Genomic DNA, 26160 nt, shown 5'->3' with positions numbered 1-26160 from the left:
TGAGCTCGGATCCCTGGCGAATCAACGGCTTTGTGATGACGATGTGATGTGGGATTCCTCTCAGGAGGACGTTTATTTCCAGCGAATCTGCAATCGTCGGCCGCTGCGGCCTTCAATTCCTTTGATCATTCCGGATGGGGGTTTTATTGCGCTTTTGAATTCGTTCACCGGGGGGTGGTGCTGAATTCCCCCGGCGCTCACAGCGGGTCAGGGCGGACCGGAGCCGTTCAGCCAGAACGCCCCGTACACCGCCGAGGCCACCGCGACGGACCCCAACACCGCCGCTGACCTGCGTGGACGCGCCTCGGCCAGGGCCACGGCGAGGGGCAGCAGCAGCGGGAAGGCGGGCAGCAGCAGACGCGGTTTCGAGCCGAAGTAGCTCGACGCGCCCAGCGCGAGCGCGGTCACGATGCCGGTGTAGACCAGCAGCGGAAGCGGCTGGCGCCGACGTACTCCGGTCACGTACAGCCAGACGACTGACGCGACCCCGAGAATCAGTCCCAGACCCGCCAGGGCCGCGGGGAACGACATGAGCTTCTCGGCGACGAACCGGCCGAAGGCGTAGCCGCCGTCGAAGCCGTTGCGCCATCCGGCCTGGACCTCCAGATATCCCAGCGGGCCCTTGCCGGTGCGGTGACCGACCCACAGCACGTACCCGGCGGCGCCGAGGGGGGCCAGGGCCATCCCGAGAACGCGCCGGGCCCGAGTCGTGCGGTCGGCCGCAGTGCCCGTGGCTTCAGGACCGGCCGGGCGGTCGACGGGGGCGCCCGGGGCTTCCGGACCCGTCGTGCGGTCGACCGGGGCGCCCGGGGAGTCCGGACCGGCCGCGCGGCCCTCCCGTACGAAGGAGACCACCGCCGCCGTCCACACCGCCGCCACTACGGCGAGCCCCACCGGACGGGTCAGTCCCGCGAGCAGGGCCAGCGCGCCCGCCGTCACCCACCGGCCGGTCAGCACCGCGTACAGCGACCAGGCCGCCAGAGCCGTGAACAGCGACTCGCTGTACGCCATCGACTGCACGATCCCGACCGGCAGGACGGCCCACAGCAGCACCGCGCACACACCCGCCCGGCTGCCGTACACGTGGTCCGCCACCGCGAAGATCCCCCACGCCGCCGCGAGCGAGGCGACCAGACCGACCAGGAACCCCCCGTCCGCATGCGACAGCGGCGACCCCGCCGCCACGAGCCGCTCCAGCCAGGGGAGCAGCGGGAAGAACGCCAGGTTCGAGTGGACGTCCCCGTTCGGCAGCCGCACCTCGTAGCCGTAACCGAGCTCGGCGACCCTGGCGTACCAGAGGGCGTCCCAGCGGGCGGTCAGCAGCGTGTACGCGCTCTTGTCCCGCGCCGCGCTCCAGAGGAACAGCGCCAGCAGGCCCAGGGCGCGGACGGTCGCGTACCCGGCGAGCGCCGGGGCCGCCCGGCGCAGCGCCCCGGCGTGGGACGGGGCCGCGCGCGTCTCGAGATCGGTCACGCGCCCGATTATCGACCGGGGCCGGAACCGTTCGGCCCGCCGGGGCGTGGACGACACCGGAGAGAGTGGCGTACGCCACATCCTTCCGCCGGAGGTCTGAGAGGTCCGCCACTGGTCTTGGCCCGGGACTCGCGTACGCTGACGTGTCACTCGCTTTTCGTTTGCGCGGGCCGGAGGCCTTCCGCTCCTCTCCGGCCGAGTCGCGGGGGCGTCCCCCACCCCGTGAGCCCGCCGATCGCGAGGGAACATCTGGGAGGTACGTACATGTCCGGGACGACCACGGCCGCCGCTTCGCTGCGCCGTCGGACGGCCGGGGCCGGTGCCAACCGCTGGGTGGTCCTCGTCGTCCTCTGCGTCAGCCTGCTGCTGGTCGCCGTCGACGCGACCGTGCTCCACGTGGCGGTCCCCGCCGTCACCGAGGACCTCAAGCCCGGCGGGATAGAGCTGCTCTGGATCGTCGACGTCTACCCGCTGGTCTGCGCCTCGCTGCTGATCCTCTTCGGCACGCTGGGCGACCGCTTCGGCCGCCGCAGGGTCCTGCTCCTCGGGTACACGCTGTTCGGCGTCGCCTCCGGACTCGCGGCACTGGCCGACAGCGCCCAGGTGCTGATCGTGGCGCGGGCGCTGCTCGGGGTCGGCGGCGCGATGATCATGCCCGCGACCCTGTCGATCCTGCGGCAGGTCTTCCCGGACCGGCGCGAGCGGGCGCTCGCGATCGGCATCTGGAGCGCCGTCGCCGCGGTGGGCGCGGCGGTCGGCCCGCTGCTCGGCGGCTTCCTGCTGGAGCACTTCTGGTGGGGCTCGGTGTTCCTCGTCAACATCCCGTTGATGCTGGTCAGCCTGCCGGTGGGACGCGTGCTGCTGCCCGAGTCGAAGGGCGACGGCAAGGGCCCCTGGGACGTGGTCGGCGCGCTGATGGCCGCGGCCGGGCTGTTCGGCGTCGTGCTGGGAGTGAAGCGGCTCGGCAGCGGCGAGTCCCTGGGCAGTCTGCTCACGGTGCCGCCCTTGGTGGTCGGCGCCGCCCTGCTGGCCGGATTCGTACGGCGGCAGCGGCGGCGGACGCACCCGCTGGTGGACCTCAAGATGTTCGCGCGGCCGGCGTTCAGCACGTCCGTCGGGTGCATCGTGCTGGCGATGCTCGCACTGGTGGGTCTGGAACTGATCGCGGCGCAGTACCTGCAGCTGGTGCTGGGGCTGTCGCCGCTGGAGACCGGGCTGCGGCTGCTGCCGCTGACGTTCGCGGCGATGGCGGCCGGGCTGGCCGGGGCGCGGATGCTGCGGCGGTTCGGGCCGCGGCGGATGGTGTGCGCCGGGTTCTGCCTCACGGCGTTCGCGGTGGTGCTGCTGACCGCGCTGGGGCGGACGGACGACTGCGCGCTGATGCTGAGCGGGTTCGTGCTGCTCGGCTTCGGACTGGAGACGACGCTGTTCGGGGCGTATGAGTCGATGCTGAGCGAGGCCCCGCCGGAGCAGGCCGGTGGGGCGGCGGCGATCGGGGAGACGTCGTACCAGCTCGGGGCGGGGATCGGGATCGCGCTGCTGGGCACGGTGATGAACGCGGCGTACGCGCCCGGGTTGTCGGGCGTGCCCGGGGTCCCGGCGTCGGCATCCGCGTCCGCGGGGCATTCGCTGGGGGAGGCGTACGAAGTCGCCGGGCAGCTCGGCGGGTCGGCCGGTGCGGCGCTCCGGCATGCCGCCCGGGACGCGTTCGTGCACGGCCTGCATGTGACGCTGCTGGTGAGTGCGGGTTTGCTGCTCCTGGGGGCGGCGATGGCGCTGCGGCTGCCGCGGGTCATGCAGTGTGAGCCGGAACAGGTGGAGCTGCCGGCTCCCAGGGGCGCGGCGGACTCACGCGTTTCGGTGTGAGGCCCCTTCGCGTTCCTTCATTGGGGACAGCGATGGGTGGTGCGCGGGCGGGCTGCCGTCGTAGCGTCTTGGTTAGCACTGCTAGTTAAAGAGCTTCGGAGGGTGTCGATCATGTCCGGTTCATCCAAGCTGCCCGCCTTCGACCCCGCCGATCCCCTCGGCCTCGACGACCTGCTGGAGCCGGAGGACCTGGGGATCAGGGACACCGTGCGGGCCTGGGCCACGGACCGGGTGCTGCCCTACGTCGCCGACTGGTACGAGAAGGGCGAGCTGCCCCGGATCCGCGAGCTGGCCCGGGAGCTGGGCGGCATCGGAGCCCTCGGCATGTCCCTGGAGGGCTACGGGTGCGCCGGCGCGTCCGCCGTGCAGTACGGGCTGGCCTGCCTGGAGCTGGAGGCCGCCGACTCCGGCATCCGTTCCCTCGTCTCCGTGCAGGGCTCACTCGCCATGTACGCCATCCACCGCTTCGGCAGCGAGGAGCAGAAGCAGCATTGGCTGCCGCGCATGGCCGCCGGCGAGGTCATCGGCTGTTTCGGGCTCACCGAGCCCGACCACGGCTCCGACCCCGCCGCCATGCGGACCTACGCCAAGCGCGACGGCTCCGACTGGATCCTCAACGGCCGCAAGATGTGGATCACCAACGGGTCGGTCGCCGGTGTCGCCGTGGTCTGGGCGCAGACGGACGAAGGAATCCGCGGGTTCGCCGTGCCCACCGACAGCGGCGGGTTCTCCGCTCCCGAGATCAAGCACAAGTGGTCCCTGCGGGCCTCCGTCACCAGCGAGCTCGTCCTCGACGACGTGCGGCTGCCCGCCGACGCCGTCCTCCCGGACGTCACCGGTCTGCGCGGACCCCTCAGCTGTCTGTCCCACGCCCGGTACGGAATCGTCTGGGGCGCCATGGGCGCGGCCCGCAGCAGTTTCGAGGCCGCGGTCGACTACGCGAAGTCACGGGAGCAGTTCGGCCGGCCCATCGGCGGCTTCCAGCTCACCCAGGCCAAACTCGCCGACATGGCGGTCGAACTGCACAAGGGGATCCTGCTCGCCCATCATCTGGGGCGGCGTATGGATGCCGGCCGCCTGCGTCCCGAGCAGGTCAGCTTCGGCAAGCTCAACAACGTCCGGGAAGCGATCGAGATCTGCCGTACGGCCCGGACCATTCTCGGTGCCAACGGGATCTCGCTCGAATATCCCGTGATGCGGCACGCGACCAACCTCGAGTCGGTGCTCACCTACGAGGGCACCGTCGAGATGCACCAGCTCGTGCTGGGCAAGGCGCTCACCGGGCTCGACGCTTTCCGGTAGGCCGGTCCGGTGTCCCCGCGCGGAGGCAGGGCCGGTGAGCGGCCCTGCCTCAGCTCTGGTTGAAGAAGCCGTCCGTACGGTGCCCGGCCGGGTCGCCGTTGACGATCTCCGTGTGGGCCGGGGTGAGCAGGAACACCCGGGTCGACACTCTCTCGATCGAACCGCGCAGGCCGAAGATCAGCCCGGCCGCGAAGTCGACCACGCGCTTGGCGTCGGAGGCCTCCATGGCCGTGAGGTTCATGATGACCGGCACGCCCTCGCGGAACAGCTCGCCGATGGCGCGCGCGTCCCGGAAGCTGTCCGGGGTCACCGTGCCGATCCGGCGGCCCTTCTCCTCGGCGACGTCCGAAGCCACCTTGACGCGCGGATCGGTGACCCAGGCCTCTCCGGGCTCGTTTCCGTCGGAGTAGTCGTCGTCGTCGTAGTAACGCTCGTCTTCGTTGTCGTCGACGAGGCCAAGCCAGGCACTTGCCTTGCGTACCGATCCCATGGACGCCTCCTCTCACAGCGGTCTTTCTGCTTTCCGCATCCCTATGGTCGTCCATGATGCGGATGGCGCGCCAAGTGGATAGACGCCGCACGGGGGGTTTGTGACGGTACTGGTGCACAGCGAATCCGTCGAGAGTCCGTGTGTCCCAAGGGTCGTTTCCCAAACGGCTGCTGACTGTGAGTGAAATATGATTCTTCTCGGCGTACGGGTGACGGGCGGAGCGTACGGGTGAATGCGAGCCGATACGATGCCGCAGCTCAACGTCGTTACGAGGTTCGGGGGAGCGTTGTGTTCGGAATCGTCAGGCCCTGCAGGCACCGGCTCGGGGAGAAGCTCGCGAGCCAGTGGATGGCGCATTTGTGCGGGCTCTGCCTCGCGCTGCGCGGCGATCACGGGCAGTTCGCCCGAGTCGTCACGAATTACGACGGGCTGCTCATCTCGGTTCTGACGGAGGCTCAGGCCGGGCGCGACGCGACCGGCCGGCGTACGGCGGGGCCTTGCCCGCTACGTGGCATGCGCACCGCCTCCGTCGCGCACGGCGAGGGAGCCCGGCTCGCGGCGGCCGTCTCCCTGGTTCTGGCCTCCGCGAAGGTACGCGATCACCTCACCGACGGTGACGGGCTGTTGGCCCGCAAGCCGGTGGCCCGGGCCGCTCGCCGGGTCGCCGCGAGCTGGGACACGGCAGGTGCCCGGAGCGGCACCGCTGTGGGATTCGACACCTCCCTGCTGGTCGACGCGGTGGACCGGCAGGCCGGGATCGAGGCACTCGCCGGGCCCGGGACGCCGATCCTGGCGGTCACCGAACCGACCGAGTCCGCGACCGCCGCGGCCTTCGCGCACACGGCCGTGCTCGCGGGCCGGCCGGGCAACGCCGGGCCGCTCGCTGAGGCAGGCCGGCTCTTCGGGCGTCTCGCCCACCTGCTGGACGCCGTGGAGGACCAGCACGCTGACGCCGCGTCAGGCGCCTGGAACCCGATCACCGCGACCGGCACCTCCCTCGCGGAGGCGCGGCGGCTCGCCGACGACGCGGTGCACGGGGTGCGCCTCGCGCTGCGGGACGCGGAGTTCGCCGACGAGCAGCTCGTGCATCTGCTGCTCGTGCACGAACTGCGGCGCTCGGTGGACCGGGCATTCGGCACGGTGCCGGTGTGCGCCTCCCACCTGGGCGGCGGCCCTCGGGGCCAGGTGCCGGGACAGGGGCCGGGTCCTCACGGGCAGCAGCCGCAGGGGCCCTACGGTTCCCCGCAGCACCCGTACGCCGGCGGTGGCGGAAATCCGTACGCCGGTGGGGGAGGCGCGTACGCCGGCGGGGGTGGCGCGTACGGCGGTGGAGGCTTCGACGGGGGCGGATTCGGCGCGCCTGCGCCGCAGCCGCCGCGCAGGCGCGGGTTCTGGGCCGGCTGCGGGATGTTCTGGCTCCTGTGCTGCACCTGCCAGTTGTGCTGCGCCAAGGAGTACGAGGGGCCGTGGTCCCGCAAGAAGCGCGAGGGCGTCTGCCGGGACTGTGACTGCGACGGGTGTGACTGCTGCTGCCCCTGCGACGGCTGACCCGCCCGGCTGAGGACCGGCCCGATTCATCCGGACGGTCGACTTCCGGACATGACCGGCCCGGTCGCGCGAACGTGGCCGGTCGTGCTGTTGTGTGAAGGGGCGTGAGGCGTGCGGGCCTCCGCCCCCGGCGTCCACCATGCGCCGGGAGTTCCGTGGTCCCCTCGCGCCCCCTGGGGCCGAAAAGCACCCGTGGGGCGACTTCGTAAAGATCCATCAAAGGTTGAAGTCCGAAAGGCACTCTTGCGCCGACCGGCCGTTCGGCCGAATACTCCCCCTCAGCGCTTGTCAGGGGCACGGCGTGTTCGGAATCCGGACGGCCGGTCCCAGGCTGCGCCTCACGGGCCCGAAACCCCACGAGGGCCCCCGACTTCCTTTGTGGAGGAACGAAAAGTGAGGATCAAGCGCACCACCCCCCGCAGCGGCATTTCGAGACGGACCCGGCTGATCGCCGTTTCCACCGGCCTCGTTGCCGCCGCAGCGATCGCGATCCCCAGCGCGAACGCATCCGACACCCCCACCACCTTCAGCGCCGCCGAGCTCAAGAGCGCCAGCGGCTCGCTGCTGAAGGCCGACATCCCGGGTACCGCCTGGGCCGTCGACAGCAAGACCAACCGCGTGCTGCTGACCGTGGACAGCACGGTCACGCAGGCCGAGCTGACGAAGATCAAGCAGCAGGCCGGCGCCAACGCCGACGCGCTCACGATCAAGCGCACACCCGGCAAGTTCAGCAAGCTGATCCAGGGCGGCGACGCCATCTATGCGAGTAGCTGGCGCTGCTCCCTCGGCTTCAACGTCCAGAACAGCAGCGGTCAGCAGTTCTTCCTGACCGCCGGTCACTGCACCGACGGCGCGGGTACCTGGTACTCCAACTCGGGCCGTACCACGGTCATCGGCTCGACCGCCGGCTCCAGCTTCCCGGGCAACGACTACGGCCTCGTGCGCTACAGCGGGTCCGTCAGCCGTCCCGGCACCGCGAACGGCGTGGACATCACGCGCGCGGCCACCCCGAGCGTGGGCACCACCGTCATCCGCGACGGCTCCACGACCGGTACGCACAGCGGCCGTGTGACCGCCCTCAACGCCACCGTCAACTACGGCGGCGGGGACATCGTCTCCGGCCTGATCCAGACCACCGTCTGCGCCGAGCCCGGTGACTCCGGCGGTTCCCTCTACGGCAGCAACGGTACGGCGTACGGTCTGACGTCGGGCGGCAGCGGCAACTGCTCCTCCGGCGGTACGACGTTCTTCCAGCCCGTCACGGAGGCCCTGAGCGCGTACGGCCTCAGCGTCTACTAGGCCCCCGACGGCAGTTCACCGCACTTCGAAGCCCCCGCACGTGTCGTGCGGGGGCTTCCGCGTACGTACGTGCGGGCTCTCCACGTTGCGCAGGGGCTTCGTGTTGTCCGTGGGCTTCCCTCTCAACCGGCTTTGGGATGGGCGAGATTCAGCCACGGGCAGACGTCACAGAGTGGGCACACATTACTCACGCGTAATGTTTGCACTGTGAACGCACGGGAGTTGGTCCGATTTGATCGCGGACGGCCAAAATGACGGGGCGTGCGAAGCGGTGTCTACGCGCGTCTCGAACTTACCCTTGTGTGTTCACCCGCCGCCTCGGAATAGTGGGCGCTCGTCAACGAAGCCTTCCGGCTCGCGGAGGTCCCCACAACCTCCCGTGCCGACCCCCCACAGGAGGACGAAAGTTGAAGCACCGACGCATACCCAAGCGGCGTGCAGTCATGGCAGGTGCGGGCATCGCCGCGCTGGTCGCCGCGGGAGTGACGTTCCAGACCGCGAACGCAAGTGAGACCCCTGAGGCGTCCGCCCCCCGGACCCTGTCGCTCACCGCGGCCGGAAAGCTCGCCTCGTCGCTGGCCGAGGACCTGGGTGGCGACGCGGCCGGGACGTACTACGACACCAAGAGCAAGAGCCTCACGGTGAACGTGCTCGACGAGAGCGCCGCGCAGGCCGTGGAGAAGGCCGGCGCCAAGGCGAGAGTCGTGGCGAACTCGCTCGCCGAACTCAAGAGCGCCCGCGGCACGCTGAAGCAGGACGCGACGATCCCGGGTACCGCCTGGGTGACGGACCCGACGACGAACAAGGTCGTCGTGACCGCCGACCGCACGGTCTCGAAGGCCGAGTGGGCGACGCTGACGAAGGTCGTGGACGGGCTCGGCGCGAAGGCCGAACTCAAGCGGTCCAAGGGGGAGTACAAGCCCTTCATCGCCGGCGGCGACGCGATCACCGGTGGCAGCGGGCGCTGCTCGCTGGGCTTCAACGTGGTCAAGGGCGGCGAGCCGTTCTTCCTGACCGCCGGTCACTGCACCGAGGGCATCTCCACGTGGTCGGACTCCAGCGGCAAGGAGATCGGCACCAACACGGACTCGCAGTTCCCGGACAACGACTTCGGGCTGGTCAAGTACACCGCGGAGGTCGACCACCCGAGCGAGGTGAACCTGTACAACGGGTCCACCCAGAAGATCTCGGGCGCCGCGGAGGCCACCGTCGGCATGGCGGTCACCCGGAGCGGGTCGACCACGCAGGTGCACGACGGCAAGGTCACGGGGCTGGACGCCACCGTGAACTACGGCAACGGCGACATCGTGAACGGGCTGATCCAGACCGACGTGTGCGCGGAGCCGGGTGACAGCGGCGGGTCGCTGTTCGCCGGGGACAAGGCGGTCGGGCTCACGTCCGGCGGCAGCGGTGACTGCACCTCGGGTGGGGAGACGTTCTTCCAGCCGGTGACCGAGGCGCTGTCGGCGACCGGGACCGAGATCGGCTGACGCTCGGAGTCCGCGAAGCCCTTTGCGGAGCCCCGCCCCCTGTGAGGGACGGGGCTTTCCGCTGTGTGTGGCGGGCTGTGGGTGGGGTGCGCGCTCGTTTCGCCTTCGCGGTGGGTGCGCGGGTGTCGTGTGCTGCCGTTCATCGCAAGGAGACCCGATCCCCCACTCGGACCCGGCCGGGCTGCAGTACGTGCGCGTACGCGCCGGCGCACGGTTGCGGGGCCAGGGAGTCCAGCGGGGTGATGCGGTTGTTGTCCGCCAGGACGCGCAGGACGGACGGGTCCCGTCGCAGGGGGCCGTGGGGGAGTGTGGGCACCACGCACCGGGGGGTGCGGGCGATGACGCGCACGGTGAGTTCGTCTCCGATGCGCAGAACGCGCCCGAGCCAGTCGTTCTCCACAAACCCCGTCCGCTCGCCGTCGATGAGGATGTTCGGCCGATATCGCGGCGGCCCGGCGGCGCCGGGAGAAGCGAGCAGGGCGATGGCCTTGAGCGTGGACGTCGTCAGCAGATGCAGCGGCGCGAAGTCGAAGAACGTCCCGGGTGGAGCCTCCCGGCCCAGGCGGCCGGTCGTGACCTCCAACTCGGCGTCCGGACCGGCGCGGAGCACTTCCTGCGGATCGGACCGTTCCAGTTCCGCCGCGGGCGGCGCGGTGCGCGCGAGGATGACGGGGCGGCCCACCAGATCCGAGAGGAGGCCGTCGACCCGGGGGTCCGTGGACCGGAACGTCTCGCCCTCCGGCGTGGTCATCGCTACGGCATCACCCCGGACCTCGGCCGTCATGGTCAGCAGTGCGCGCCACAGCCTGGGGTGCTTCGCGCTGGCCACCTTGCCCGTCCTCCGGTCGACCAGGCCGTAGCCGCGATCGCGGGAGAGTCCGCGTGCGCCGACGTGCACGTCGGACACGTCCTCACCGAGCATCGACTTCACGGGGTAGCGACGCAGCATGCCCACACGTCCGAGCATGTGTCGCCACCTCCTTCTTGCCGGCGGACTCCCTGGGCCGCCCGGTCAGTCGTTCGGAACCGTTGCGTAGTCAGGTCGCCGCTCGGCCATCTGACGCATCACCTGCTTGCGATCGCGCTTGGAAAGACGGTCGATGTACAGCCAGCCGTTCAGATGGTCGGTCTCGTGCTGCAGGCAGCGGGCGAAGTTGCCCGTCCCCCGTACGGCGATGTCGTCGCCGTGTCTGTCCTTGCCCCGGCACACCACCTCGTCCGGCCGGGCCAGCTCCATGAAGGCGCCGGGCACGGACAGACAGCCCTCGGGGGAGGCGTCGAGCACTCGGTCGTCGACCGGTACGGGATCGATGACCGGGTTGATGACGTGACCGACGTGGCGTACTCCGTGATCGTCGTGGCAGTCGTACACGAAGACCTTGAGGGCGACACCGATCTGGTTGGCTGCCAGACCCACGCCGGTCGCGGCGTGCTGACTGGCGAACATGTCGTCGATGAGCGCGGCCAGGGCCTCGTCGAACTCGGTCACCGCAGCGCACTCCCGGTGCAGCACCGGGTTACCGACAAGGGTGATCGGGCGGGCCGTGCCCCGAGCCCGGTGAGACGCTTCACGCTTGGCGGCGTCGGTCGTGTCGTCGACGAACTCCGCCGTCGTCCGGTCGGCGCGTTGGTTCTGGAGCATCGTGGTGCTTGCCTTCCTCGTCTGTGCGGCCAGGGTGAGTGCTTGTGGTGGAGGGGGGCGCTACGTCAGGGACGCGTCCGTCAGGGAGTCCAGGACGAGGCTCTCCACGTCGGTCAGGAACCGGGCGATCTGGGAGGAAGGCAGCAGGGCTGTGTCCGCCCTCAAGGAGAGGACGAACTCACCGTCCTCGATGTATGCGCCCAGGTAGAACTTCATGTCGTCCCACTCGAATTCCTTCACCGGGCCGAACCGGGATCCCCTCGCCGACCGCCGGGCCTCCGGTTCGACTTCCGCACAGCTCTGCGCGGCCTGGTCGCCCTCCTGCCCGAACTCGGGGAAGAAGAGATTGAAAGCGCAGGACAAGTCCGCCTCGTAACCCGTCTCGGCGGAGTAGTCCTCGAGGAGTGCGTCGACCTCGTCCGGGTCGCATTCGCAACCCATGACGGACCGCAGGACGGACTGGTGGCAGGACTTCACGAGTTCCCTCAGTGACGAGGTGGTGACATCCACGCCGACCGGAACGCTCTGGACCAGGGTGCCGGAGTAGTGGAGGTCTCTCTCCAGGAAGCGATTGTGGGAGAACATCAAGAAGCCGCAGCGGGGGTTCCCCGACAGCTTCCCCAGCAATCTCAGCGCATGTGCGAGGATCACCGACCCGATATTCGTCCCGAGGTGCCGGGCAAGCGCCGGGGACGCGAGGAGGAGCGCCTTCGAATACAGCGTGTGCTCATGGAAGCGGACGGGCTCCGCGGCATCTGCCAGCGCCGGGAGGGCCACTCTCGGAAACGTGTCGATCTCACGTCTCCAGCGCTTCAACGCTGCTTGTGAACGCCGTTGACCCGCATGGCTTTGTTCGTCCCGGGCCCGGTCCGACGGATGTGAGATCTCCTGGAGTGCCGGCAGCTCGGCTCCGTCGGCGCATGACCGCAGGCGCTGGTGAAGCTCCTCCGTGACGCGGTGCATGCCCCACGCGTCGATCGCCATGTGGAAGACGATGAGGGTGACTTTCGCCGGCACGCCGTCCGCCGTGATGACAGCGACCCGGACCGCGAGTTCGGGGATGGTGAAGGGCAGCCGAGCGAGATCCTTCTCGGCTTGTCGTACCGCGACCGCCACGTCGTTTTCAGCGCAGTCGTGGACCTCGACCCGCAGATCACCTTGCTCGGCAATGACCTGCCGAGGTTTTCCGTGCTCGTCCACGAAGTATCTGGTGCGTAATGTCTCATGGCGCCGGAGTAGGGCTGAAAGGGATGATAAGACCCCGTCCATGTCGCAGCCCGAGGGAATATCCACCCGGAAAGGCGCGCCGAAGTGCGCGTATGAAGGGGCCTGCGCCGCGACGGCACGCCAAATCCATCGCTGCCCCCATGTGAGGGGCTGTACGCCCGAACCGCGCTCCCCGGAGAAGGGCACCGTTCTCACATCGGCAATGCTCATCCACAGCTTCCGTTCCCGGCCAACCGGACAATCGCCCCAGTCTCGCCGCCTGCTCTTCAGGGCGCCCCGCCGGCCCACCCCTTGCGACCTGCATGGATTCGAACCGCATCAAGTTGACACACCGGTGACCGTGCGTCAAGCGGCAATCCGATCCCGTAACCAGGACTTCCTCCAAGGGGTTGACGAAGGGTCGTCACAACGCTAGAAAAGTTACCCGGCGATTACGGGGGAGGCGCATACCGATGCAGGTAGTAAGCGCTTGTCCGTTTTGTCGAGTCGCAGCCAGGAAAAGCTGAAAACGGATCTCTGGGTAGCGAATTCCCGCAATGCTTCCTCGCAACGCTTCATTGCTGTGAAGCGAGCGGACTCACTCTGCAACCCCTCTGGCTTGAGTGCTTGGATCGGGTTCATACGAAGCTGCACTGTGTGCGGCGAACGGGGCAAGTAGTGCATCACACGAACCATTTACCGCGTGCCGGCGGCGGTGCCGCCATCGAAGTGCACGGACTTACCAAAACCTTCCACGGGGCAAAGCGTCAGCCGGGTTTCCTCGGAGCTCTGCGGTCGATCGTCGCGCCGGAGCGCACCACCAAGACCGCGGTGGAAGACGTGTCCTTCGCCGTCAACCACGGTGAACTCGTCGCCCTCCTCGGGCCGAACGGCGCGGGGAAGTCCACGACCATCAAGATGCTGACCGGCATCCTCGTCCCGAGTTCCGGGGAAGCGCGGGTCGCCGGCATCGAGCCCTACCGGGAACGCGAGCGCAACGCCCGCAACATCGGCGCGGTGTTCGGGCAGCGGAGCCAGCTGTGGTGGGACCTGCCGGTCCGTGACTCGTTCGCCATCCTCAGGGACATCTACGGCGTGTCCCAGGCCGATCACCGGCGGCGGCTCGCCGAGTTCGACGAACTGCTCGAACTGTCCTCGTTCTGGGACACGCAGGTCCGTCACCTCTCCCTGGGGCAGCGGGTACGCTCGGACCTCGCCGCCGCTCTCCTGCACGACCCGCCGGTCGTCTTCCTCGACGAGCCCACGATCGGGATGGACGTCGTGGTCAAGGAGCAGGTGCGCAGATTCCTCCAGCAGCAGGTCGAGCAGCGCGGCGTCACCGTGCTGCTGACCACGCACGACATGACCGAAGTCGCGCGTCTGGCGCGGCGCGTGATCCTCATCAACCACGGGCGCATCGTCGTCGACGGCTCGTTGGAGAGCATCCGCAAACAGATCGGCATTACTTGGCAGGTTCACGCCACACTGGTGGATCCTGCGGACGACCTGCGGCTGGAGGGGGTCAAGGTGCTGCACCGGGACGGGCCCCGCGTAGTGCTGGCCCCCGCGGACGAGGCCGAGCTGACGCCTCACCGAGCTCTGAAGCTGCTCATCGAGCGGTACGCGGTGGCCGATGTCGCCATCGAGGAGGCCGACCTCGAGGACGTCATGCGTGACATGTACCTGCGTACGGCCGCCGGCGCTCCGCAGAGCCCGTCGTCCGTCGCCCTGTCCGAAGCCGGTGAGGCGTGAGCGAGTCCGTTCCGGGTGCCGTTTCGCCGGTTGCTCCGAGCACGTCGCCGAAGGCCTGGCGGGTGGCCCACATCACCGCCCGAGGAGAACTCCTCGCCTCGGGGCGCATCGCGGGCACTGCGGTGCGGCTGGTGGTGCAGGTCTTCCTCGTCGTCTGCCTGTGGCGAGCCCTCTACCACGACACCACCTCCAGCGCGGGGCTGGACCGGGACCAGGCCGTCACCTTCGCCGTGCTGGCCGCCCTGGCCGTCCGCATCCGCGGCATCGATCGCAGCGCCGCCCGCGACACCGTGCTCCAGCAGGTGCAACTCGGCACCATCGTCTACTGGTTCATGCGCCCGGTGGCCCCCCGGCGCTACTACATGTACCGCGCCGTCGGCGACCAGCTCTACGGATTCGCCTGGGCGGGCGCCGGCTACGCGATCTGCCGCGTCCTCGGGCTGATCCAGGCACCGCCTTCGGCCGGCGCGGCCGGAGCCTTCGCCGTCAGCATGCTGCTCGGACAGATGATCTTCCACTACCTCACGCTCCTCATCGACCTGTTGTGCTTCTGGACGGTGAAGAACGAGGCCGGACTGCTGATCCTCGTCTTCGCGCAGAACCTGCTCTCAGGTGTCTTCGCACCGCTGTGGTACTTCCCGGACTGGTTCCGCACGATGAGCGCCTTCCTGCCGTTCCAGGCGACGTTGAACACTCCCCTGTCCCTCTACATCGGCCGCATTCCACCGTCGTCGGCGCTGCGGGAACTGGGTCTCCAGGCGGTGTGGGTGCTCCTGCTCGCCGGTGTCAGCCGTCTCCTGTGGCACCGCGCCGCGGACCGAGTCGTTTCACAGGGAGGCTGAGATGCGCAACTTCATCTCCGCGTGGCGGCTCGCCGGGCGCATCGTCAAGCTCACCTTCCGGGCCCGCCTCGAATACCGCGGCGAGTTCATCATGGGCGTCACCATCGGTGTCGTCTGGCAGGTCTCCGTCATCGTCTTCGCGACGGTGCTGCTCGGCCGCTTCCACGGCATGGGCGGCTGGCCGAGCGACGCGGTGTTGATGATCATGGCCATGCGGATGCTCAGCCACGGCCTCTACGTCCTGCTGCTCGGCCGGGTCTTCGCCCTCACGCTCCTGGTGCAGCGCGGCGAAGTGGACGCGTTCCTGCTGCGGCCGCTGCCCGTGTACCGCCAGGTGCAGCTGTCGTACTTCCCCACGAACGCCATCGGCGACCTCATGGTGGGCATCTCGCTCTTCGTGGGCGCCCTCCTCCACGTCGACCTGGTATGGAGCTGGCCCAAGGCCCTGTTCCTCGCGGCCGGCGTCCTCGGCGGCATGTTCATGGAAGCAGCGATCGCGACCGCGCTCTCCAGCGCGGCCCTGCACTACCCCGCTGCCTTCTACTGGCAGTCCTGGGTGGAAGAGCTGCTCGGCACCTTCGGGAGCTACCCGCTGAAGATCCTTCCCCGGGCCGTGGACGCCGCCTTCACCTTCCTGCTCCCCCTCGCCTTCATCGCCTACTTCCCGGCAGCGGTCCTCACCGGCAACACCCCGGGGCTCGGCGTGCCCGAAACAGTGGCCGCCCTCTCACCCGTGATCGCGATCGCCGCCTTTCTGGCCTCACGGCTGCTGTGGAACCGGAGTCTGCGCCACTACACGGGCGTCAACGGCTGACTTCCGGCTCCGCGCCATCTCACTTCCTCAGAGTGAAAGGTCTCCCATGCCTGCGCTGAACACGACAACGCTGGAAGAAGTCGAGTCCGTCGTCATCGAGACAACGGCACACGTGCTGCAGATGCCTGATGTCGAGAGGACCGACAACTTCTTCGACCTCGGAGTCGACTCCCTGGTCGCCGCCCGCATCCTCACCGAACTGCGCAACCGCCTCGGAGTGGACGTCCCCCTCGTCCAGGTCTTCGAGACCCCGGACATCGACGAGTTCTGCGAGTCACTCCTGGACCTCCTCGCCGAAGCCGAGACCGATCAGACGTGAGCGCGCCCGGTGAGTTCCCCTACGAAGCGGGCCTCCACCCCGGCGGGTACACCAGCCGCTTATGGACCATGCGCCAACTGGCCGGACTGAGCAGCACCGCATCCACCAACGAACGCTTCCGCTATCTGCTGGAGATGGGGGAGACGGGCCTCTCCCTGGCCTTCGACCTGCCGACCCAGATGGGACTCGACCCGGACAGCCCCCAAGCCGACGGCGAGGTGGGCCGCACCGGAGTCTCCATCGCGAGCGTGGACGACCTGATAGCCGTGTTCGCCGGCATCCCGCTGGACAAGGTCTCCGTGTCGTTCACGATCAACGCCACGGCACCCATGCTGCTGGCCATGTGGATCGTGGCAGCCGAGGAATCCGGGGTCGATCCCGCAAGTCTGCGCGGCACGCTCCAGAACGAGATGCTGAAGGAGTTCCTGGCGCGCAAGACCCACGTCTACGACCTCGACACCAGCATGCGCTACTGCCTGGACGTCATCGAGCACTGCCTGCGGCACCTGCCCGCCGTCAACCCGATATCGATCTCGGGCGGTCACGCTCGCGAAGCAGGAGCCGACGCGGCCCTGGAAGTGGCCTGCGCGCTGGCCAGCACGGACGAGTACCTCGGCGGCATGGTGGCACGCGGCTTCTCCGCGGACGAGGTGGCCTCCCGGTTCAGCTTCATCTTCGGGACCGACATGGAACTCCTCAAGGAGGCCGCCAAGTTACGCGTGGCCCGCAAGCTGTATGCCGAACGCATGCACGACATCTGGGGGGCGTCCGCCCCCCGGGCTCTGAAGCTGCGCACCCAGGTCAACACCTTCGGATCGGCGCTGGCGTTCCAGGAGCCGCTCAACAACATCGTCAGAGCCACCGTCCAGGCCCTCGCAGCCGTCCTGGGCGGCACCCAGTCCCTGCACGTCTGCAGCTTCGACGAAGCGGTGCAGACCCCGGGCCCCCTCGGCGCGCGGGTCGCCCTGCGCACCCAGCAGATCATCGCGGAAGAGACCGACATCGCCCGCTACGCCGATCCGCTGGGCGGCTCCCGGGTCGTCGAACAGCTCGTGGACGAGGTGACGCGCGAGGTCGAGGAGTGGCTGGCACGCATCCGCGACCACGGAGGGATGGCGGCCGGCGTACGCAGCGGCTGGCTGGAGAGCGAGATCGAAACCCTCGCCTACACCGACCCGGGGCCGACGGTGGGGGTCACCCGGCCCTCTCCGTCGGAGAGCGAGCGTGAACTGCTGGCCGCGGAGCGCCACACCACGGTCGGCACCCGCAGGGACGTGGTCCGACGGAACGACGTCGGGCCGTACCTGAGCCGGCTGCGGGCAGACGCGGCGAGTCACCGCAACGTCATGCCCGCGCTGATCGAAGCGGTCCGGCAGCGGGCCACCATCGGGCAGCTCGGCGCCGCCATGCGTCCGGCGGAATCCTGACCACAGGCCATTGGGAGGAACGAACATGACTGCTCTCATCGAGGCGGTGCGCAACGGCGCCGTCGGCGACGAACTCCTGACGTACGAGGTACCGGAGACCTACCGCGCCGTCTACCTGAAGAAGGAGGACGAGCGCATCTTCGCGGGCGAGACGGACAAGGACGTCACCCGGACACTGCACGTGGGCGAGGTCCCCACACCCGAGCTGGCGCCGGACGAGGTCCTCGTCGCGGTGATGGCCTCGGCGGTGAACTACAACACCGTCTGGTCCGCGATGTACGAGCCCATCTCCACCTTCCGCTTCCTGAAGCAGTTCGGCCGTCAGGGCGGCTGGGCCCGGCGGCACGACCGGGACTACCACGTCGTCGGGTCCGACGCCGCCGGTGTCGTCGTCCGCGTCGGAAGCGCCGTACGGCACTGGTCCCCCGGGGACAAGGTCATCGTGACCGCGCCGTACATCGACGAGCAGGATCCCATCGCCCAGCAGGACGGCATGCTGGCGGCGGACCAGCGGGCCTGGGGGTTCGAGACGAACTTCGGCGCGTTCGGGGACTTCGCGGTGGCCCGCGCGACGCAGCTCGTCCCCAAGCCGCCCCACCTGTCGTGGGAGGAGGCCGCCTGCAACACCCTGTGCCTGGGCACCGCCTACCGCATGCTCATCGGCCGGCACGGCGCACAGATCAAGATGGGAGACATCGTTCTCGTCTGGGGGGCGGCCGGAGGGCTCGGCTCCTACGCCGTCCAACTCGTCCGCCAGGCGGGCGGCATCGCCGTCGGCGTCGTCGGGTCCGACGCCAAGGGCGACCTCATGGACAAGCTGGGGTGCCACCTCGTGGTCAACCGCAACGACGTGGAACTGGCCGACGACACCGAGGGCAGCGGCCGAGCCGTCTCCTGGAAGGCCCTCGGCTCGGTCATCCGGAAGGAACTCGGCGAGGACCCGCACGTCGTGTTCGAACACGTGGGCCGCAGCACCTTCGACACGTCCGTGAACGTCGTACGGCGCGGCGGCTGCGTGGTCACCTGCGGTTCCAGCAGCGGCTACGACCATCGCTACGACAACCGGTACCTGTGGATGAAACTCAAGCGCGTCATCGGCAGCCACGGAGCCAGCTACCAGGAGTCGTGGGAGGCCAACCGCCTGCTGACGCTCGGTCTCGTGGTGCCGACGCTGTCCCGGGTCTTCGACCTGACCGAGACACCGCAGGCCACCCGATCGGTCCAGCTGAACGAACACGAGGGCAAGGTCGGCATACTCGGGCTGGCGACGCAGGAAGGCCAGGGAATCGACGACCCGGTACTGCGCGCCCAGGTGGGGGAGGAGCGGCTCCGGCTGTTCCGCGACCACGCCGCCACCGGGCCGAAGGCACCGGGCGGACACCTGTGATCCCAGCCCTCAAGGACTGGTACGAGAACGCCGGCGTCCGCAGCCGGGAGAGACGGATCCTCGCGGAGGACCGGGAGGAAGGCCTCCTCCTCTTCCCGGAAAAGCTCGTGCCGTACCTGGACCACGACGCGCTCGCCCACCTCGGGGCGGACGCCCGCCGGGCCCTGCTGGCCCAGCACTTCTACCAGTACATGCAGTACACCACCCAGTTGGAGACCCAGGTCGTCAACCGAGGCACCGCACTGGTCGCACACGGCCAGGTCGACATGCCCCTGAGCGCCCAGGCCCGGCTCGACGCCTTCAAGATCTACTGCGACGAGGGGTACCACGCCCTCTTCAGCCTCGATCTCCTGCAACAGATCGAGAAGGCGGTCGGCATACCCGCGCTGCCCTACGACTTCGGGCCCCGGATGGCCCGGCTGGAGCAGGCCGCCGAACGGTTCCTGCCCGGGTGCGGCTCCCTCGGGCACATCCTGCAGGTCGTCTCGTTCGAGACCGTGGTCACCTCACTGCTGTCGGAGATCCCCCGGGATCCGACCGTCTACCGCGCGGTGCGCGCCGTGGTCGACGACCACGTCTCCGACGAGGTGCACCACCATGCCTACTTCGCGCGCTTCTTCAAGGAACTCTGGGCCGGCCTCTCACCGGCCCGCCGTGTCGACGTGGCCTGTGCCATGCCGCACTTCGTCCACGCCTGTCTCGTCCCCGAGCCGGCTCCGGTCCGCGCCGCCCTGGTCTCGGTCGGCGTCAGCACCTCCGACGCAGATGCCGTCCTGCGCGACCACTACGGCGAAGCCGCACTCAGCGAGGCGGTGAACGAGGCGGGACGCCACACCCTGCGCCTGTGTCAGGCAGTCGGCGCCTTCGACCTCCCGCAGGCCCAGGAGCAGCTCCAGCTGCTGAATCTCAGGATCTGACCGGCAAGGCATCGACGGGACCGAGAGCAGGTCATGCACATGCGCGCGAACGTTCCACCCACCGCACAGAACCTGTGCGAGGTCTTCCTCGCCTCGGCCGCCCGGTACGCCGACCGGGTGGCCCTGCAAGACACCGAACGGTCCTTGACCTACAGGGACCTGGACCGGCTCAGCGCCGAAGTGGCCAACGCGCTTCTCGCCGCGGGCGTCCGTCCGGGGCAGCGGATCGGCCTGCACCTGGCGCGCACCGTGGACCTCGGCGTGGCGGTCCTCGGCGTGTTACGGGCCGGCGCCGTCTACGTACCGGTGGACCCCGGATGGCCGCAGGCCCGGATCAGCACGGTCCTCGCCGACGCGGACGTCGAAGTCGTCCTCGTCGACGAAGTCGGCGGCCTCCCCGCCTGTGCGGAGGTTCTGCAGGTACCGGTCGGCAGGGCCGCCGAGGCGGACCGGGCCGGGCACTCCGTGACACCGGAGCCCTCATCACCGGCGTACGTCATCTACACGTCGGGTTCCACCGGGCAGCCCAAAGGCGTGGTCGTCAGCCATGGCAACGTCGTGGCGCTGCTTCGCCACGCCTTGCCGCTGTTCGACTTCTCCGAGCACGACGTCTGGACCCTGTTCCACGGCGTGAGCTTCGACTTCTCGGTCTGGGAGCTGTGGGGTGCCCTCGCCACCGGTGCACGATGTCTGGTGCTCCCGCTCGGCGTGGTGCGTTCGCCCCATGCCCTGCTGTCGGAACTCGTGCGGCGGCAGGTGACCGTACTCAACCAGGTCCCGTCCGTCTTCACCCACCTCGTCGCCGTGCATGAGGAACAGAACGCCCCGCCTCTCGCACTGCGGTACGTGATCTTCGGCGGGGAGAGCGTGAAACTGCCTGCCGTCGAACACTTCAGAAAGCAGCTGCGCGGCGCGGAGGACACATCGGTCCCCGTCTTCGTGAACATGTACGGGATCACCGAGATCACGGTGCACGCGACATGGAAGGTCCTCGACGAATTCCCCGACCCGCAGCTGAGATCGCCGATCGGAACGCCCCTGCCCCATCTGTCGATCGCGGTTCTCGACGAGGAACTGCGGCCGGTGGGCCCGGGCGGGACGGGCGAGATGTGGGTCAGCGGTGACGGCGTGGCACTCGGATATCTCAACCGTCCGGAACTGACCGGCCGGCGCTTCAAAACCCTCGACACCCCGAAGGGCACCGCCCGCTCCTACCGCACGGGCGATCTCGCCCGAGTGCTCCCCGACGGATCCCTGGACTACGCGGGACGCAATGACCACCAGATCAAACTCAACGGCTTCCGCATCGAACTCCAGGAAGTCGAAACCGTACTCGCCGCCCATCCGGACGTTCAGGACGCGGCGGTCACCGTCGTCCCCCGGCCCGACGGCGGGCAGGTACTGACAGCACTGGTGGTTGCTCAGCCGGGGCACCGGCGCACCGAGCTGGTGAGGGCCGTCCGCACCCACGCGGGCGCCCGGCTTCCCTCGTACATGGTTCCGCACCGCTTCGTGCTCGCGGACGCCCTTCCACTGACGCACTCCGGGAAGCTCGACCGAGCCTCCCTGGCCGAACTTGCGGGCGCACGCAGCTGATCGCCCTTCGCGTACCTGCGCAGTCGCCCCCTCCATGAAGGAAGAACACCTGTGTGCGGCATTGTCGGAATCATCTCCTTCGACCAGGACCTGTCCCTCAGAACCGATCTCGTCGACGCGATGCGTCCCGCGCTGTCCCACCGCGGGCCCGACGCCGTCGACCAGTGGGTGTCACCTCGCGCCCTGCTCGTCCCGCGCCGGCTCGCGGTCGTCGACCTGGCCGGTGGACGACAGCCCGCGATCGCCACCGACGACGCCGGCCGGGACGTCGTCGTTCTCAGCTACACGGGTGAGGTGTTCAACTTCGCCGAGATACGGGCCGAACTCGTCACCCGAGGCCACCGGTTCCGCGACCGGAGCGACACCGAGGTCGTCCTGCGCGCGTACCAGGAATGGGGAGCCGACTGCGCCAGGCGCTTCCGCGGCATGTTCGCCTTCGCCGTCTGGGACGTGCGCCGGGAGGAACTCCTCCTCATCCGTGACCGGTTCGGCATCTACCCCCTCTACTACGCCCGCACATCCCGTGGCTTCGCCTTCGCTTCCGAGCCCAAGGCCCTGTTCACCACCGGTGTCGTGGAGCCCGTGGTGGACCGCGCGGGACTGCTGGAGGCCCTGTCCTTCACCCCGACGCCCGGGTGCTCGGTGTTCAAGGACATCCGTGAAGTGATCCCGGGCGAAGTGGTCCGCTTCGACCACAACGGGGTGCACCGCTCGCGGTACTGGACGTTCACCGCGCGGGAACACGAGGACGACCTGGCCACGACCGAACGCACGGTGAGCGACATCCTCCGGGAGGTGATCCGGCAGCAGCTGGTATCCGACGTGCCCGTCACGGCCATGCTGTCGGGCGGGCTGGATTCAAGCGCCGTCTGTGCCCTGGCGACCGCCCACCGGGCCGGCGCCGGGGGGCCCTTGCAGACGTTCTCCATGGACTACTCGTACCACCTGGACAGCTTCCGGCCCGACGAGGTCCACGACTCCCCGGACAGTCCCTACGTCGAGAAGATGTCCGCCCACCTGGGGACGGATCACCACGAGCTCCTGCTGGACTGGAACCACCTCGCGGATCCGGAGGCGCAGGCCGCTGTCGTCCGGGCGATGGACCGGCCGATCGCGGGCCTGGACATGTACGTGTCGCTGCTGCAGCTGTCCGCCGAGGTGCGTCGCCGCTCGCACGTCGTGCTCACGGGCGACGGTTCGGACGAACTGTTCGGCGGCTACATGTGGTTCCACGACCCCTTCTACGTCCGCGCGCAGCAATTCCCGTGGCTCGGGGTCTCGCACCGGATGGAGTTCCTCACCGGGCTCCTCGACCGTTCGCTCCGCACGGAACTGGCCTTCGCGGACTACGCGCGGGACCGCTACCACGAGGCCGTCGCCGAGACCCCCCTCACGGGAAAGGAGACACCCCGGGAGCGGCGCATGCGCGAGATCACGTATCTCAACATGACCCGGTACCTGCGGGTGATCCTCGACCGCAAGGACCGGCTGGGCATGGCCGTCTCGATCGAGGGCCGGGTCCCGTTCTGCGACCACGTCCTCGCGGAGTACGTCTACAACGTGCCCTGGAGCATGAAGGTCGCCGACGGCCGCGAGAAGAGCCTGCTCCGGGCCGCCGTCCGAGGCCTGGTGCCCGACGCCGTACTGGACCGCAAGAAGTCCCCCTTCCCCACGGCCCAGGACCCCCGGTACCGGACCGCCCTGCGCGAGCAACTGCGCCGGATCACCGAGGACGGCGGATCCGCGGTCGCCGGCCTGTTCGACCAGCAACGGGTCAAGTCCGTCCTCACCGACCCGTCGTACGGCCTGCGCGCGGGGGTGACGCGGATGAGCATCGAGGCCGCCGTCCAGCTTCACCACTGGACGGCCTCCGGCGTCCGGCTGGAGCTGACGTGATCGAGACCGTGCGGGTCGCCATGACACCGGCGCAGGAGTCGATCTGGCTGGAGGAACTGCTCAAACCGGCCGGCGGTGGCAACGCCGGGTTCTTCTCCGTCCTGATCCGGGGCGAGTTCGACGAGGCGCAGGTGCGATCCGCCTGCTTGGCGGTGTGCGACGACAGTCCCCAACTGCGCGGTGTGGTGGTCCCGGGCGAGCAGCGGCATCACATCGAGATCGGCCCGGCGGCAACCCGCTTCTCCTTCGAGACCTGCCGTGTCACGGCTGCCGAGGGCGAGGAACTCCGCGTGGCACGGGAGTGGTACCTGCGAGGACACGGCGGGAGCTGGGACCTGACCACCCGGGCTCCGATCCGGTTCTTCCTGCTGGACCACGGCGGCTCCCGCGCCTCGCTGGTGATCGGCGTCCACCACATCGCGTTCGACGGCAGATCGAAGTTCGTCTTCGCGCGCCGGTTCGCACACGCCCTGACGGCCCTGCGCGCCGGACGGACCATCACCTCGCGGCGGCCCGACCGTCCGTCCGTGCCCCGGCCGGACATCGCGGAGCGCGTCTCCGAAGCAGTACGGCACTGGGTGGATGCCGGTCTGGCCGACCTTCCGGGACTGGGTCTGCCCCTGGGGCACGGACGCGATGCGGCGGGCGAGGTCACGGCAACGGGAACGTTCCATGCCCCGGACCAGGCCTGCACGCGCCTGGCCGACCTCACCAAAGGCGAAGGGACGAGCTTCTTCACCGGCCTCGTGGCCTGCGCCGCCGCCCGGCTCCACCAGTACGGCAACAGCAGGTTCGTGCTGGGCATACCCGTGGACACCAGCACCCCGGACACCCGGGACGAGATCGGACTGCAGGTCAACGTGGTGCCCTGTCTCATCGATGTGCCCCCGGGGGCGAGCTTCCGGGACCTCGTGGCCATCTGCGGCCGGGCCCTGCAGACCGTACGCAGGCACCGTCATGTCCCGTTCGCCTGGGTCCTGCGAGAACTCCGAAGGCAGTACGGCGTCGATGTGGGGCGGACCGTGTTCGACAAGGTCGGCATCTCGTACCCGACGGTGGTCCGTGAGCACACGGAGGTCCCCGGTCTGACCATGGAGTGGGACTTCTTCGCTCCCAACTCCACGCAGACCTTCGAGCTCATCCTCCAGCTCCGCCGTGAGGGGCACCGTGTCTACGGGCGCCTCGACTACTCCACGCGCCTGCTCGGCAGGGCTGCCGCCGAGGGGTTCGCGGACGGCTTCGTACGGCTGCTGGACGATCTGACGGAGGCACCGGACAAGCCGCTGCCGCGGGAACCGAAGCGCTGCACACCGGTGTCGCGCCCCGAGACCGCTGCGCGCGGAGCCCTCGCCACCCCCCGGCCCGAAGAGCCCGTCGCGGTGACCGGATTCCGGGCTCTGACCCGGCTCGCCGAGCAGCCGGGGGAGCGCTCGGCGGCGGAACGGCGCGTGGTCTGCCCGCTGGAGCAGTTCCAGCCCACGTCTGCGGTCGCGGCCTTCGTCCGGTCCGGCGGGCAGGTGATCCTGGAAGCGACCGATCCGGTGCTCGGCCGGCTCGGATCCGCTCGCTGGGACCCGGACGCAGCCGCGGACATACCGCTGACCGACCCGGCCCCGGGGCTCCGTTTCCTCGTGACCACGGATCAGGGGTTCCCCGTGCCCCGCGGAGTCCCCGGTGCCCTGGGGGTGCTGGGCGGCTCCGGACCGGGGCGCTTCAGGGCGTGGATCGACGAGCGGGATCACGTACGGCTCCTGGGCACCGTCGAACAGGTCCGCAGCCATTACGGCCGGTTCCTGGACCTCGACCTGGCCGAAGCCCGGACGGCCGCGCTGCCGGGGGTGCGGGAGGTCGCCGTCCTCTTCGGCACGGTCTCCTCGAAAGCGGCTCCCCGAGTCGTCCTTGTGTCCACCACGGACACGTCGGCGGACGAACGGCACTGGCTGCGGGCCGTCCGTCGGGTCTGGCCCCGTAACTGGCCCCGCCCTGCCCGCGTGACGCTCGCCGAGGAACTGCCACGCCTGCCCTCGGGTGAGGTCGACCGCTCTGCACTCGACGACGCGTGATGCGCCGTCGCCCGACGAGAGATGGAGAAGAGCTGTGGATGAACTGCTGCAGAACGAGACCCTTCAGGAGATACGTGCGTGGATCCTCGGCGAGTTCGCCCAGGAGCAGACGATCTCGGCCGACCGTCTGATCGCGATCACCCCGCGCATAAAAAGCATTGTCGACAGCGGTGTACAAGGCTCCTTCGTCGAACTGGGATGCCACAGGGGTGCCATGACGCTCTGGGTCAGGTCCGTCCTCGACGTGCTCGGCGACACCGAGCGTGAGATCCACGTCTACGACTCCTTCCAGGGGCTGCCGGCGCCGGACGAGTGCGACACCGACTACGCGGCGGAGGGAGATCTCGTCACATCCGAGGAGGTCGTCCTCGCCGCACACGCCCGCTGGGGGAAGAAGCCGCCCGTCGTACACGCCGGATGGTTCGACGACACCCTGCCCAAGGAGCTTCCGGACGCCATCGCGTTCGGATATCTGGACGGAGACTTCTACTCCTCGATCATGACCAGTCTCACGCACTGCATTCCGAGGATGACGCCCGGTGGCGTACTCGTCATCGATGACTACGCGGACCTGGAGGCCCATCCCGGAGCCTGGAACGGCCTGCCGGGAGTGAAACTGGCTTGTGACGAGTACTTCGAAGGGAGATCGCCGGTGGAGGCCATCGTTCTCGAGAACAGCGATCTCCCCTACGGCTTCTACCGGCGCCCGGCCGAGGTGTGACCGTGTGAAGCACCCTCTTCATCACGCTCCGTGACAAGTTTCGACACCCCTCTCTTGAATCGCATAAACGTTCGATGCTGGTCTAGGGTGGTGTCATCACCCCGGAGGGG

The 26160-nt window shown here is 69.0% G+C and carries 21 protein-coding genes; 16 read left to right on the top strand and 5 right to left on the bottom strand.

Annotation, left to right across the window (positions count from 1 at the left end; genetic code table 11):
* Nucleotides 1–207: 207 nt before the first annotated feature.
* Complete coding sequence (locus ACIQU3_RS33325; protein WP_403929308.1) at nucleotides 208–1473, bottom strand: hypothetical protein; 1266 nt, start codon at nucleotides 1471–1473, stop codon at nucleotides 208–210.
* Nucleotides 1474–1737: 264 nt separating this feature from the next.
* Here ACIQU3_RS33325 and ACIQU3_RS33320 point away from each other — a divergent pair, with 264 nt between their 5' ends.
* Both ACIQU3_RS33320 and ACIQU3_RS33315 read left to right on the top strand, forming a co-directional pair.
* Nucleotides 1738–3339, top strand: a complete 1602-nt coding sequence (locus ACIQU3_RS33320) for an MFS transporter (protein ID WP_403929305.1) — start codon at nucleotides 1738–1740, stop codon at nucleotides 3337–3339.
* A 111-nt stretch (nucleotides 3340–3450) separates the two neighbouring features.
* A complete protein-coding gene (locus tag ACIQU3_RS33315; RefSeq protein ID WP_403929302.1) occupies nucleotides 3451–4641 on the top strand; it encodes an acyl-CoA dehydrogenase family protein in 1191 nt (396 codons plus the stop codon).
* 49 nt (nucleotides 4642–4690) lie between these two features.
* Here ACIQU3_RS33315 and ACIQU3_RS33310 read toward each other — a convergent pair whose 3' ends face one another.
* The gene (locus ACIQU3_RS33310) at nucleotides 4691–5131 is read right to left on the bottom strand and encodes a cell division protein SepF (RefSeq protein ID WP_053672325.1); all 441 of its coding nucleotides are present in this window, start codon (nucleotides 5129–5131) and stop codon (nucleotides 4691–4693) included.
* 288 nt (nucleotides 5132–5419) lie between these two features.
* Between ACIQU3_RS33310 and ACIQU3_RS33305 the strand changes: the two genes are divergently transcribed.
* The 3 genes from ACIQU3_RS33305 to ACIQU3_RS33295 all read left to right on the top strand — a co-directional run bounded on the left by ACIQU3_RS33305 (nucleotide 5420) and on the right by ACIQU3_RS33295 (nucleotide 9468).
* Nucleotides 5420–6679 (top strand): DUF5685 family protein, encoded by a 1260-nt coding sequence (locus tag ACIQU3_RS33305; protein WP_403729145.1) that lies wholly within the window; start codon nucleotides 5420–5422, stop codon nucleotides 6677–6679.
* A 393-nt stretch (nucleotides 6680–7072) separates the two neighbouring features.
* Nucleotides 7073–7978: a S1 family peptidase gene (locus tag ACIQU3_RS33300; RefSeq protein ID WP_403729142.1), complete on the top strand. Its 906-nt coding sequence runs from the start codon at nucleotides 7073–7075 to the stop codon at nucleotides 7976–7978.
* 443 nt (nucleotides 7979–8421) lie between these two features.
* Nucleotides 8422–9468, top strand: a complete 1047-nt coding sequence (locus ACIQU3_RS33295) for a S1 family peptidase (RefSeq protein WP_403729139.1) — start codon at nucleotides 8422–8424, stop codon at nucleotides 9466–9468.
* 139 nt (nucleotides 9469–9607) lie between these two features.
* Here ACIQU3_RS33295 and ACIQU3_RS33290 read toward each other — a convergent pair whose 3' ends face one another.
* From ACIQU3_RS33290 to ACIQU3_RS33280, 3 genes are read right to left on the bottom strand one after another with little or no spacing between them, the layout of a single operon-like run.
* Nucleotides 9608–10435 carry an MOSC domain-containing protein gene (locus ACIQU3_RS33290; protein ID WP_403729134.1) on the bottom strand — a complete coding sequence of 276 codons (828 nt, stop codon included), beginning with the start codon at nucleotides 10433–10435 and terminating at the stop codon, nucleotides 9608–9610.
* Between the two features lie 45 nt (nucleotides 10436–10480).
* The gene (def, locus tag ACIQU3_RS33285) at nucleotides 10481–11110 is read right to left on the bottom strand and encodes a peptide deformylase (RefSeq protein ID WP_403729131.1); all 630 of its coding nucleotides are present in this window, start codon (nucleotides 11108–11110) and stop codon (nucleotides 10481–10483) included.
* A gap of 60 nt (nucleotides 11111–11170) precedes the next feature.
* On the bottom strand, nucleotides 11171–12547 hold the full coding sequence (locus tag ACIQU3_RS33280) for a condensation domain-containing protein (RefSeq protein ID WP_403929300.1): 1377 nt from the start codon (nucleotides 12545–12547) through the stop codon (nucleotides 11171–11173).
* Between the two features lie 447 nt (nucleotides 12548–12994).
* Here ACIQU3_RS33280 and ACIQU3_RS33275 point away from each other — a divergent pair, with 447 nt between their 5' ends.
* The 11 genes from ACIQU3_RS33275 (at nucleotide 12995) to ACIQU3_RS33225 (ending at nucleotide 26050) form a co-directional block, all read left to right on the top strand.
* Complete coding sequence (locus tag ACIQU3_RS33275; RefSeq protein ID WP_403929297.1) at nucleotides 12995–14068, top strand: ATP-binding cassette domain-containing protein; 1074 nt, start codon at nucleotides 12995–12997, stop codon at nucleotides 14066–14068.
* Between the two features lie 62 nt (nucleotides 14069–14130).
* Nucleotides 14131–14910: an ABC transporter permease gene (locus ACIQU3_RS33270; protein WP_403729120.1), complete on the top strand. Its 780-nt coding sequence runs from the start codon at nucleotides 14131–14133 to the stop codon at nucleotides 14908–14910.
* Between the two features lies 1 nt (nucleotide 14911).
* Nucleotides 14912–15724 carry an ABC transporter permease gene (locus ACIQU3_RS33265; protein ID WP_403729117.1) on the top strand — a complete coding sequence of 271 codons (813 nt, stop codon included), beginning with the start codon at nucleotides 14912–14914 and terminating at the stop codon, nucleotides 15722–15724.
* Nucleotides 15725–15770: 46 nt separating this feature from the next.
* On the top strand, nucleotides 15771–16043 hold the full coding sequence (locus ACIQU3_RS33260) for a phosphopantetheine-binding protein (RefSeq protein ID WP_403729114.1): 273 nt from the start codon (nucleotides 15771–15773) through the stop codon (nucleotides 16041–16043).
* On the top strand, nucleotides 16040–17470 hold the full coding sequence (locus tag ACIQU3_RS33255) for a methylmalonyl-CoA mutase family protein (protein WP_403729111.1): 1431 nt from the start codon (nucleotides 16040–16042) through the stop codon (nucleotides 17468–17470). The genes ACIQU3_RS33260 and ACIQU3_RS33255 overlap by 4 nt, the downstream gene beginning before the upstream one ends.
* A gap of 25 nt (nucleotides 17471–17495) precedes the next feature.
* Nucleotides 17496–18857: a crotonyl-CoA carboxylase/reductase gene (gene ccrA / locus ACIQU3_RS33250; RefSeq protein WP_403929295.1), complete on the top strand. Its 1362-nt coding sequence runs from the start codon at nucleotides 17496–17498 to the stop codon at nucleotides 18855–18857.
* Nucleotides 18854–19774 (top strand): diiron oxygenase, encoded by a 921-nt coding sequence (locus tag ACIQU3_RS33245; RefSeq protein WP_403729104.1) that lies wholly within the window; start codon nucleotides 18854–18856, stop codon nucleotides 19772–19774. Before ccrA ends, ACIQU3_RS33245 begins: the two co-directional genes overlap by 4 nt.
* A gap of 39 nt (nucleotides 19775–19813) precedes the next feature.
* Complete coding sequence (locus tag ACIQU3_RS33240) at nucleotides 19814–21370, top strand: amino acid adenylation domain-containing protein (protein ID WP_403929293.1); 1557 nt, start codon at nucleotides 19814–19816, stop codon at nucleotides 21368–21370.
* A 51-nt stretch (nucleotides 21371–21421) separates the two neighbouring features.
* The gene (gene asnB, locus ACIQU3_RS33235; RefSeq protein ID WP_403929290.1) at nucleotides 21422–23266 is read left to right on the top strand and encodes an asparagine synthase (glutamine-hydrolyzing); all 1845 of its coding nucleotides are present in this window, start codon (nucleotides 21422–21424) and stop codon (nucleotides 23264–23266) included.
* Nucleotides 23263–25329 (top strand): condensation domain-containing protein, encoded by a 2067-nt coding sequence (locus ACIQU3_RS33230; protein WP_403929288.1) that lies wholly within the window; start codon nucleotides 23263–23265, stop codon nucleotides 25327–25329. The genes asnB and ACIQU3_RS33230 overlap by 4 nt, the downstream gene beginning before the upstream one ends.
* Nucleotides 25330–25363: 34 nt before the next feature.
* Complete coding sequence (locus tag ACIQU3_RS33225) at nucleotides 25364–26050, top strand: TylF/MycF/NovP-related O-methyltransferase (protein ID WP_403729091.1); 687 nt, start codon at nucleotides 25364–25366, stop codon at nucleotides 26048–26050.
* Nucleotides 26051–26160 lie beyond the last annotated feature (110 nt).

The organism is Streptomyces sp. NPDC101110 (genome assembly GCF_044759525.1).
Classification (GTDB): Bacteria; Actinomycetota; Actinomycetes; order Streptomycetales; family Streptomycetaceae; genus Streptomyces.
Note: the sequence above shows the minus strand (reverse complement) of the source record. Positions and strands in the feature narration are given on the sequence as shown.